Origin of the sequence: Pseudomonas sp. HMSC067G02 (assembly GCF_001813485.1) — a bacterium.
GTDB lineage: Bacteria > Pseudomonadota > Gammaproteobacteria > Pseudomonadales > Pseudomonadaceae > Pseudomonas > Pseudomonas aeruginosa.
Genome location: NZ_KV812668.1, coordinates 1 through 9,490, shown reverse-complemented (window position 1 = coordinate 9,490; position 9,490 = coordinate 1). Strand labels below are relative to the sequence as shown.

The following is a 9,490-nucleotide window of genomic DNA, read 5'->3' as shown; positions in this document are numbered from 1 at the left end:
CGCCAGCCACGCGGCTCAGGCTGCCGCCGTTGAGGACCGCACCGGCGGTATCGCCGCGCTTGAGACCGGAGACCTGATAGGTCAGCGCCGGATCGAGGTCGCCATAGACCTTGGTCTTGGCATCGGCGATCACGTTCAGTTGCGCCGGAGTGATGCGCAGGTCGTTGCCGACGTAGCTGAGGGTGTAATTGGCCGTGTTGAGGCCCAGCCCGCCCTGAAGTATCCCGTAGTTGCCGACGTTCTCCCCGGCCACCCGGCCGAGGTTGCCGCTCAGCACGCCGGCGGCGGTATCGCTGTTCTTCAGGCCACTGACCTGGTAGGTGAGGGTCGGATCGGCGTCGCCATAGACCTTGGTCTTGGCGTCGGCGCTGACGATCAATTGCGCCGGCGTGACGGTCAGCTTGCCGTCCTGGCGCACCAGTTGGTAACGCTGGCTGAAATACTCGCTGCCATTGGCGTTACCGGTGATCGCGTACTGCCCGACGTTCGACGCCTGGGTCGCCGTGGTGCTGGCGGTCGCCTGGTAGAGGTCGTTGAACTGGCTGTTGACGTAGGCGTCGATGGCGTTGATGCCGGACATCGTGGCCGTCAGAGTCGGATTCACATCACCGTAGACGCGGGTAGCGTCATTGGCGGTCAGGGTGGCGGTCTGCTGGCGGGAAAGGATGTCGCCGGCAGTGGTGGTGGTCTTGAACATCTCCACCTGGGCGCGCTCGGCGAAGCTGTTGAACGCTCCCTCGCGCATGAACAGGTCCAGGCGAGTATCGACGCGGCTGGTCTTGCCGCCGAGGCCGAAGATCAGTTCCTCGGTCAGGCCGGTGCCGACGTCGTACTGCAGTTCGTCGGTCACGCCGATCACGCCGCCGAAGCCCTTGACGCCCCAACTGGTGCCCCAGTTTCCGGTCCAGGTGGTGACGCTGCCGTTGCCGGCGGCGACGGTGAACCCGCTGGGCGCACCGCCGTTCGGGGTGGCGGTGACGTTGCTGCCGTTGACCTGGTAGCGCAGGTTGGTCACCAGGTAGTCCGACGAGTCGTTGGTCGGGAAACTGGCGGAACCGCTGACCCGCCGATAGGGCAGCGCGGTGAACACCAGGCGGTCGAACTCGCTGTTGCCGTCGGCGGTCAGCGTGTAGTTGCCGGTGGTGCCGACGCTGTTGGCCTCGAGAATCCGCGTGCCGACGCTGGAGACGTTGTTCTGCGCCGTGCCGGTCATGCTCTGGTTGATGAACGGATCGAACACCGTGCCGCTCGTGGTCACGCCGGTGGCGTTGCTCTGCCGGTACTTGAGCGTACCGTTGAAGGTCTGCAGCGCCAGGTTGCCGGCGTAGTTGTCCCAGGAAGCCAGGTCGATGCTACCGGCGCGGCCGGCGAGGTTGGCGGCGATCAGCGCGGTACCGGCCTGCTGGCTGATCTTGCCGGCGGTGCTGGTCTGCATCCACAGGGTGCCGCTACCCAGGTCGACGATGCCGCTGGTCTGCGGCGTGCCGCCGCTGAGGAAGTTGATGTTGCCGCCGGCGCGGATTGCCAGGCTGCCGTTGCGGAACAGGATCGGCGCAGAGATATCCACCGCACCGGCAGGTCCGGTGGCGATCAGTTCCAGGCCGCGACTGGCGCCGCCCAGGTTGCTGGTGATCAGCGGCGCTTCCACCGACAGCCGGTCGCTGGCGCTGAGGGTCACCTTGCCGCCTGCCAGCGCCCCGGTGACCACCGAGGCATTCACCGTCGCATCGCCGCTGGCGCCGTTGGCGCCCCCCACCGAACCTGAGGTGCCGCCGGAGGCGACGATGCGCAGGGTGGTCGGGTCGAGCAGCCAGGTGCCACCGTTGCCGTAGGGTGCGGCGACGCTGACGTAGGCGCTGTCGGCGATGCTCAGGTTGACCTTGCCGGAGGTCTCCACCAGGCCGCCGTTGCCGCCCTGGGCGCCGCCGCGCGCGAGGATCCGCCCGTCCATGCGGGTATTGCCGTCGGACCAGACCACCGCCAGGCCGCCATTGCCCTTGCCGGTAGCCGAGACGTCGATGCTGGCGCCCTTGGCCAGCGTAGCGTTCTTCGCTCGTGGCAGCTCGCCGCGGCCCTGGAAGTCGCCGCCGATGCGCACGCTGCCGCCCTGCGCGGCGCCGCGGGCGTCGATGCTGGCGGTGCTCGCCAGGGCCACCTGCTGCCCGCTGACCAGCACGTCGCCACCGTTCTTCGGACCGCTGACGTCGATCTTGCCGGCGACCTGGATGTCCCCGGACTTGCTTACCAGCGCCACGCTGCCCTCGCGCACCTCGGTGCCGCGGGCAAGGATCACGCCGGACAGGTTGACCGCGTTGTCGACCACCCGGGAAGCCTGCTCGGCGGTGATCAGCACGCTACCGCCGTCGGCCTGGATCGCGCCGCCGTTGCTGACCAGCGCCTGGGCATCCTGTGGCTTGCGGGTAACCGGGTCGGTCACGGCGATCGACACCAGGCCATCGCCGTAGAGGTCGATGGTCGCGGCATTGCCGGCGGCCATCGCCACGGTGCCGAGGCGGGCGTTGATCACGCCGTTGTTGGCCACGGACGGCGCGACGAAGGCCGCCAGGCCTTTCTCCGCGACGCTGATGCTGCCGTCGTTGACGATCCGCGCGTCGGGGTTTCCGGGCTGGTCGAAGATCAGCTTGCCCTGGCGGAAATGTTCGTCGCTGATGTTCGCCGTGGTGGTGATCAGGGAGCCCACGTCGACCTTGGCCGAGCCGCTGAAGACCACGCCGTTGGAGTTGTAGATGATCACCTGGCCGGGCGCGGAGATGCGCCCGGCGATCACGCTTTCCTGGCCTGCGGTGACCCGGTTCAGGGTCGACGAGGTCACACCGGGCTGGTTGAAGCGCACCGCCTCGTCGGCGGAGACGTCGAAGCCCTTCCAGTTGATGATCGCGCGCTGGGTGCTCTGGTCGATCAGCGTGGTCTTGCCCTGCTGGCTGATCTTGATCTCGTTGGGGTTGAACTGGGCACCGGTAGGTGCCGCCATGGCCGCGTTGATGCTGGCGATGGCGAACATGAGGGTGCTGCTGGCGGCAAGGACGAAACGCCCTTCCCTACCAGTTTTCGAAGAGGTGCGCTTGCCGCGCTGGCTATCCGGACGGACCATGAAAATCTCCCTATCTGCGTGGCGCACGTCAGTTTTCCAGCACTGCATTTCGTCAGTTAAATGACGAAAATCTGAGAAGCAATTCACATTGCGCCTTGTGTGCCAAAAAAATGCCTTTCAGATCAAAAATTGTCCACTTGAAAGGGCGACCGTTCGTCGGAGTGACTCAAAAATGACACTACGGAGGTTAAATATGTAATACCGTCAAAAAACCGACAATACTTTCGGGATAATCACTGTCAAGAAAACCGGAAGACCTCCCTGGCACGCGGGTTTGCTAGGCTAGGCAGCCCCCGTCCGCTGCCGCCAAGGAACCTTCCATGAGCCATGCCCTGCGCGCCGTTTTCCTCGACCATGCCTCCCTCGACCTCGGCGACCTGGACATGCGCCCCCTGCGCGCCGCCTTCGACGAGCTACAACTGCATGCCGCCAGCCAACCGCAGGAAGTCGCCGCGCGGCTGCACGGTGCGCGGGTCGCGATCAGCAACAAGGCGCCGATCGACGCGCAATGCATCGCCGCCTGCCCAGAGCTGGAACTGATCCTGGTCAGCGCTACCGGCACCAACAACATCGATCTCGCTGCCGCTCGCGAGCGCGGTATCGTCGTCGCCAACTGCCATGGCTACGGCACGCCCTCGGTAGCCCAGCACACCCTCGCGCTGCTACTGGCCCTGGCTACGCGCCTGCCGGACTACCAGCAGGCGGTACGCAGCGGCCGCTGGCAGCAATCCAGCCAGTTCTGCCTGCTGGACTTCCCCATCGTCGAACTGGAAGGCAAGACCCTCGGCCTGCTCGGCCATGGCGAACTGGGCGGGGCGGTGGCGCGGCTGGCGGAGGCGTTCGGCATGCGCGTGCTGCTCGGTCAGTTGCCAGGACGGCCCGCCCGGGCGGACCGCCTGCCGCTTGGCGAACTCCTGCCACGGGTCGACGCCCTGACCCTGCACTGCCCGCTGACCGAGGACACCCGCGGGATGCTCGGCGCCGCCGAACTGGCGCTGATGAAGCCTGGCGCCTTCCTGGTCAATACCGCCCGTGGCGGCCTGGTCGACGAACAGGCGCTGGCCGACGCCCTGCGCGGCGGCCACCTGGGCGGCGCCGCCACCGACGTGCTCAGCGTCGAGCCGCCGAGAAACGGCAATCCGCTGCTGGCCCCCGACATCCCGCGCCTGATCGTCACCCCCCATAACGCCTGGGGCAGTCGCGAGGCGCGGCAGCGCATCGTCGGCCAACTGGCGGAAAACGCAGAGGCATGGAAGGCCGGGCGCGCCCTGCGGGTAGTCAACGCCGGCTGAGACGGCGCTGCGGGCACCGCGCACGGATGAACGGCGATCCTCGCCGACAATCCATGCGGGTATGCCAGGCCCAAGCCTGTTAAGATTTCCCATTTTTTCCGGAGCCCGCATGGACCCTCGCAGTGAAGTGCTGCTGCGCCAGCGCCACCTCTTCGCGACCCCGCTGCTGCTGGCCGGCCTGCCCGCCGACGACCTGCTCGCCGAGCTACCGCAGGCCCAGGGCTGGAGCTGGCACGCCGGCGAGCAGGCGCAGCTGGACGCCCGCTTCCCCGGCCGTAGCCGTTTCGACACGCGCGCGCCGATCGGCGCCTGGACTTCGGCCGTTCTGTTCCTGCCCAAGTCCCGCGAACTGACCGACTACCTGCTGGCCAGCCTGGCCGCCCGCCTGCCCGGCGGCGAACTCTTCCTGGTCGGCGAAAAGCGCGGCGGGATCGAGCGCGCGAGCAAGCAGTTGGCCGCCTACGGCAAGCCCCGCAAACTGGATAGCGCGCGGCATTGCCAGCTCTGGCAGGTGCGTATCGAACAGGCGCCGGCCGAGCCCGACCTGCACGCCCTGGCCCAGCGCTACAGCCTGCCGCTGGCCGATGGCGAGCTGCAGGTGGTGAGCCTGCCGGGGGTGTTCAGCCATGGCCGCCTAGATCGCGGCAGCGCGCTGCTGCTGGGGCAACTGCAAGCCCTGCCCGGCGGCCATCTGCTGGACTTCGGCTGCGGTGCCGGCGTACTCGGGGCGGCCCTCAAGCGTCGCTACCCCGCCAGTCGCCTGAGCCTGCTCGACGTCGACGCCTTCGCTGTCGAGAGCAGCCGACTGACCCTCGCCGCCAACGGCCTGGACGGCGAAGTGATCGCCGCCGACGGCATCGACGGCGCGCCGCGCGAACTCGCCGCGATCGTCAGCAACCCGCCCTTCCACCAGGGCGTGCACACCGACTACCAGGCCTCCGAGCGCCTGCTGCAACGCGCCGCCGAGCACCTGGCGCCGGGCGGCGAACTGCGCCTGGTCGCCAACAGCTTCCTGAAGTACCCGCCGTTGATCGAACGCCACCTCGGCCCCTGCCGGACACTCGCCGAAGGCGACGGTTTCCGCATCTACTCCGCCCGTCGCTCCTGATTTCTGCCTGGAACCCTGTGAATGAAGCTTTTCCTCTCCCTGCCCGCACGCCCGCAGCCAGACCCTTCCGTGGCCACCCGCCGGGAGGCCGCCGATGACTGACCTGAACGCCAGCCAGGGCCAGCAATTGCGGCGGGTGCTCAAGCCGCGCCACCTGAACATGATCGCCATCGGCGGCTCCATCGGCACCGGGCTGTTCGTCGCCTCCGGGGCCACCGTGGCCACCGCCGGGCCCGGCGGTGCGCTGCTTTCCTACGCCCTGATCGGGCTGATGGTGTACTTCCTCATGACCAGTCTCGGCGAGATGGCCGCCTACATGCCCGTTTCCGGCTCGTTCTGCACCTATGGCAGCCGGTTCGTCGAAGATGGCTTCGGTTTCGCCCTCGGCTGGAACTACTGGTACAACTGGGCGGTGACCATCGCCGCGGAGCTGGTGGCAGCGCAACTGGTGATGAGTTTCTGGTTCCCCGAGGTGCCGGGCATCTACTGGAGCGCGATCTTCCTGGGCATCATGTTCGGCCTCAACGTGATTTCCGCGCGCGGCTTCGGCGAGAGCGAATTCTGGTTCGCCCTGATCAAGGTAGTCACGGTGGTGATCTTCATCGGCGTCGGCCTGGCGACCATCTTCGGCATCATGCATGGCGTGGAGTCGCCCGGCTTCAGCAACTTCACCATGGGCGACGCGCCCTTCGTCGGCGGCTTCCAGGCGATGGTCGGGGTGGCGATGATCGCCGGCTTCTCGTTCCAGGGCACCGAACTGATCGGCATCGCCGCCGGTGAATCGGAAAATCCGCGGAAGAACATCCCGATCGCCATTCGCCAGGTGTTCTGGCGCATCCTGATGTTCTACATCCTGGCGATCTTCGTGATCGGCATGCTGATTCCCTACACCGACCCGAACCTGCTGAAGAACGATGCCAGCGACATCAGCGTATCGCCCTTCACCCTGCTCTTCGAGCGCGCCGGCTTCGCCGCGGCGGCCGGGGTGATGAACGCGGTGATCCTCTCGGCGATCCTCTCCGCCGGCAACTCCGGCATGTACGCCTCGACCCGGATGCTCTACAACCTCGCCCTCGAGGGCAAGGCACCGCGCCTGTTCTCCCGTGTCTCGCGCAGCGGCGTGCCACGCAATGCGCTGTACGCCACTACCCTGGTCGGCGCCCTGTGCTTCCTCACTTCAGCCTTCGGCGACAGCACCGTCTACACATGGCTGCTGAACACCTCGGGCATGTGCGGCTTCATCGCCTGGCTGGGCATCGCCATCTCCCACTATCGCTTCCGCAAGGGCTACCTGGCCCAGGGCGGCCGCCTGGAAGACCTGCCCTACCGGGCCAAGCTGTTCCCCTTCGGCCCGCTGTTCGCCTTCGCCCTGTGCATGGTCATCACCCTCGGGCAGAACTACCAGGCGCTGGTGGGCGAACGCATCGACTGGATCGGCCTCCTCGCCACCTACATCAGCCTGCCGCTGTTCCTGGCGATCTGGCTGGGATACCGCTGGAAGAAGCGCGCGCGCTTCGTTCGCTACCACGAAATGGACGTCAGCCCGACCAATACCTGATTCACCCTGCCGCCCAGCGATTCCTCGCGGATCGCTGCGGATGCCGGCACGTTTCCTTGCGATCAGGCTCCCTCGCCGCCCTCCCGGACGAAAGTTTCCGTCCCGGGCTTGCCCAAGCCGCCCGGCTTGGGCAGAATGCGCCCCGTCCTAGGGGAGTAGTCTCCCGCGAGCGCCGCACCGGCCTCGCCCGGCACGCGTCAACACACTTGGTCCGCAGACCATGGCGCGCGCGACCCAAGCCTGCCCAGACAGGCCAAGGGTTTGACAAGACCTATGACACGCACGATCTGACCCGGGGCGGGCAGATGGCGCGTGTCATGGTGATTGGTCGACCCGCCCCTTAGGAAGCCTGATGGAATCGCTGTTCGTCCCCACCCTGATCGTTGCCCTCGCGGAAATCGGCGACAAGACCCAGTTGCTGGCACTCCTGCTCGCGGCGCGTTTCCGCAAGCCGTGGCCGATCATCGCCGGCATCGTCGCCGCCACCCTGGCCAACCATTTCGCTGCCGGCGCGGTGGGCGCCTGGGTCGCCAGCTTCTTCTCGGAAGCCACCCTCAGCTGGATCCTCGCCGCCTCCTTCATCGCCGTCGCCCTGTGGACGCTGGTACCGGACAAGCTCGACGACGAAGAGTCCGGACTGAAGAAATACGGCCCCTTCCTCACCACCCTGATCGCTTTCTTCCTCGCCGAGATGGGCGACAAGACCCAGGTCGCCACGGTCATGCTGGCCGCCCAGTATCCGCATTTCTGGCTGGTGGTGATCGGCACCACCCTGGGCATGCTGATCGCCAACGTACCGGTGGTACTGATCGGCAACCTGGCCGCCGATAAGCTGCCGCTGACCCTGATCCGCCGCCTGGCCGCGGCCGCCTTCGCCGCACTTGGCCTGTACGCCGCCTGGCACGCCGCGCAATTGACCGGCTGGCTCTGAAGGACTGCGCCGCCGGGCCCGGGATGGCTGGGCGGCCAATGCAAAATGCATAGGAACGGCTACAGTTCAGGCAGGCACCGGATGCCTGCCCCACCACTCGCCCACGAGAGCCGGAGATGCCCTCACACGACCTGAAACGACTCGCCCGCCATCACATCGAGCTGTCCTGGAACAAGGGCCGCATGGCGTTGGTGGAGCAGTTGCACAGCAAGGATTTCCTCTACAAAAGCTCGTTCATCGGCCATCCCCTGGATACCGCCGGCTATATCCGCCTGCTGCAGGACATCCGCACGGCGATGCCGGACCTGGAGGTCGTGGTCGAAGACTGCATCGGCGAGGAACGCAAGGTGTTCACCTGGAGCACGCTGATCGGCACCATCGTCCGGCCGACCCTGGGCTATCCGGCCAGCGACAAGGTGCTGAGCATTTCCGCGATGGGCTTCTGGGTGTTCAACCCGCAGGGCCAGTTGCAGGAGCTGTGCACCATGTTCGACATGGAGAGCTTTCGCGCTCAGCTGGGACTGCAGACCCGGCCCTTTGCGGAAAAAGCGCTGCCCTAGCCAACCGTCCTAGGCGTTGAAATAGCCGTTGTCGCGGAACCAGTCGATGGCGCGCAGCAGGGTGTCGTCGAGGGCGGTGGTGGAGAAGAAGCCGAGTTCCTCGCGGGCCTTGCGTCCATCGAGGAACTGCCCGCCAGCCATCACCTCAATGGCGGTTTCGTCGAGCAGCGGCAACTGGCCGCTGACCCGGTAGCGCAAGCGGCCCAGGGTGGCCAGCGCGCGAGCCATGGCCATCGACATCGGCTGCGGCGCAGGCTGGCCGAGCAGCTCGGCGATGCGCCGGGTCAGGTCGGCCATTTCCAGGTTGTGCCCGGTCAGCAGGTAGCGCTCGCCGATACGCCCGCGCTCAAGGGCCATCAGCAGGCCGCGCCCGGCTTCGGCGGCATCGATGACGTTACGCTGGCCGGCGACGTAGTGGGTCATCTCGCCATTGCCGATGGCGGTGATCACGCGTCCGGTGGTCGGGCCGATGTCCAGTTCGCCGAGTACCATGCCGGGGATCCCGATCACCACCGGCAGGCCGTTGCGCGCCTGCTCCCGGGCCTGCTCGTCGAGCGCCCATTTGCACAGCACGTAGGAACTCTTGCCGCTCGGCAGGCTGTCGTAGAACAACCCCTCGTGCCCCGGTAGTCCCTGGGGATGCCGGGGCATGGCATATGCCGAACCGACGTAGAGGATGCGCGGCACCCTGGCCTGCAGGCAGGCGGCATAGAACGGGTTGGTCTGGCCCAGCGCGCTGGCCACTTCCTCCTGCCAGCGGCGCGGCCGCGAAGGATAGTAGCCGGCGCTGAAGATCACCCCGTCGAGGCCGCGCAGGGCGCGTTCCAGGCCGGCGTGGTCGAGCATCTCGGCGACCCGGCACTCGGGCTCCAGATAGGCGAGACGCTGGATCTGCGGGGTATACGGATTTAATGGTTGATGGGGCACCT

The 9,490-nt window shown here is 66.9% G+C and carries 6 protein-coding genes, 1 pseudogene and 1 riboswitch; of the genes and pseudogenes, 5 read left to right on the top strand and 2 right to left on the bottom strand.

Features of this window, described 5'->3' with window-relative positions:
- Positions 1 to 3,112, bottom strand: a pseudogene (gene cdrA, locus HMPREF2914_RS13665) (two-partner secretion system adhesin CdrA); the annotation flags it as partial.
- Between the two features lie 320 nt (positions 3,113 to 3,432).
- Between cdrA and HMPREF2914_RS13660 the strand changes: the two are divergent.
- From HMPREF2914_RS13660 to HMPREF2914_RS13640, 5 genes are all read left to right on the top strand, one after another.
- Positions 3,433 to 4,404: a 2-hydroxyacid dehydrogenase gene (locus tag HMPREF2914_RS13660; RefSeq protein ID WP_003094919.1), complete on the top strand. Its 972-nt coding sequence runs from the start codon at positions 3,433 to 3,435 to the stop codon at positions 4,402 to 4,404.
- Positions 4,405 to 4,513: 109 nt separating this feature from the next.
- A complete protein-coding gene (locus tag HMPREF2914_RS13655; protein ID WP_023092950.1) occupies positions 4,514 to 5,512 on the top strand; it encodes a class I SAM-dependent methyltransferase in 999 nt (332 codons plus the stop codon).
- Between the two features lie 94 nt (positions 5,513 to 5,606).
- Entirely contained in the window at positions 5,607 to 7,070 is a 1,464-nt protein-coding gene (locus tag HMPREF2914_RS13650) for an amino acid permease (protein ID WP_003094922.1), read from the top strand.
- Positions 7,071 to 7,208: 138 nt separating this feature from the next.
- Positions 7,209 to 7,332, top strand: a riboswitch (yybP-ykoY riboswitch).
- 90 nt (positions 7,333 to 7,422) lie between these two features.
- Positions 7,423 to 8,001: a TMEM165/GDT1 family protein gene (locus tag HMPREF2914_RS13645; RefSeq protein ID WP_003094926.1), complete on the top strand. Its 579-nt coding sequence runs from the start codon at positions 7,423 to 7,425 to the stop codon at positions 7,999 to 8,001.
- A gap of 116 nt (positions 8,002 to 8,117) precedes the next feature.
- Positions 8,118 to 8,561 (top strand): nuclear transport factor 2 family protein, encoded by a 444-nt coding sequence (locus HMPREF2914_RS13640; protein ID WP_003094928.1) that lies wholly within the window; start codon positions 8,118 to 8,120, stop codon positions 8,559 to 8,561.
- A 9-nt stretch (positions 8,562 to 8,570) separates the two neighbouring features.
- On the opposite strand, the gene HMPREF2914_RS13635 is transcribed toward HMPREF2914_RS13640, so the two are convergent.
- Positions 8,571 to 9,488 (bottom strand): NAD-dependent epimerase/dehydratase family protein, encoded by a 918-nt coding sequence (locus HMPREF2914_RS13635; protein WP_083323303.1) that lies wholly within the window; start codon positions 9,486 to 9,488, stop codon positions 8,571 to 8,573.
- Positions 9,489 to 9,490 lie beyond the last annotated feature (2 nt).

Coding starts and splice junctions, on each gene's coding strand:
- HMPREF2914_RS13660 (WP_003094919.1), top strand. CDS start 3,433: ATGAGCCATGCCCTGCGCGCCGTTTTCCTCGACCATGCCTCCCTCGAC.
- HMPREF2914_RS13655 (WP_023092950.1), top strand. CDS start 4,514: ATGGACCCTCGCAGTGAAGTGCTGCTGCGCCAGCGCCACCTCTTCGCG.
- HMPREF2914_RS13650 (WP_003094922.1), top strand. CDS start 5,607: ATGACTGACCTGAACGCCAGCCAGGGCCAGCAATTGCGGCGGGTGCTC.
- HMPREF2914_RS13645 (WP_003094926.1), top strand. CDS start 7,423: ATGGAATCGCTGTTCGTCCCCACCCTGATCGTTGCCCTCGCGGAAATC.
- HMPREF2914_RS13640 (WP_003094928.1), top strand. CDS start 8,118: ATGCCCTCACACGACCTGAAACGACTCGCCCGCCATCACATCGAGCTG.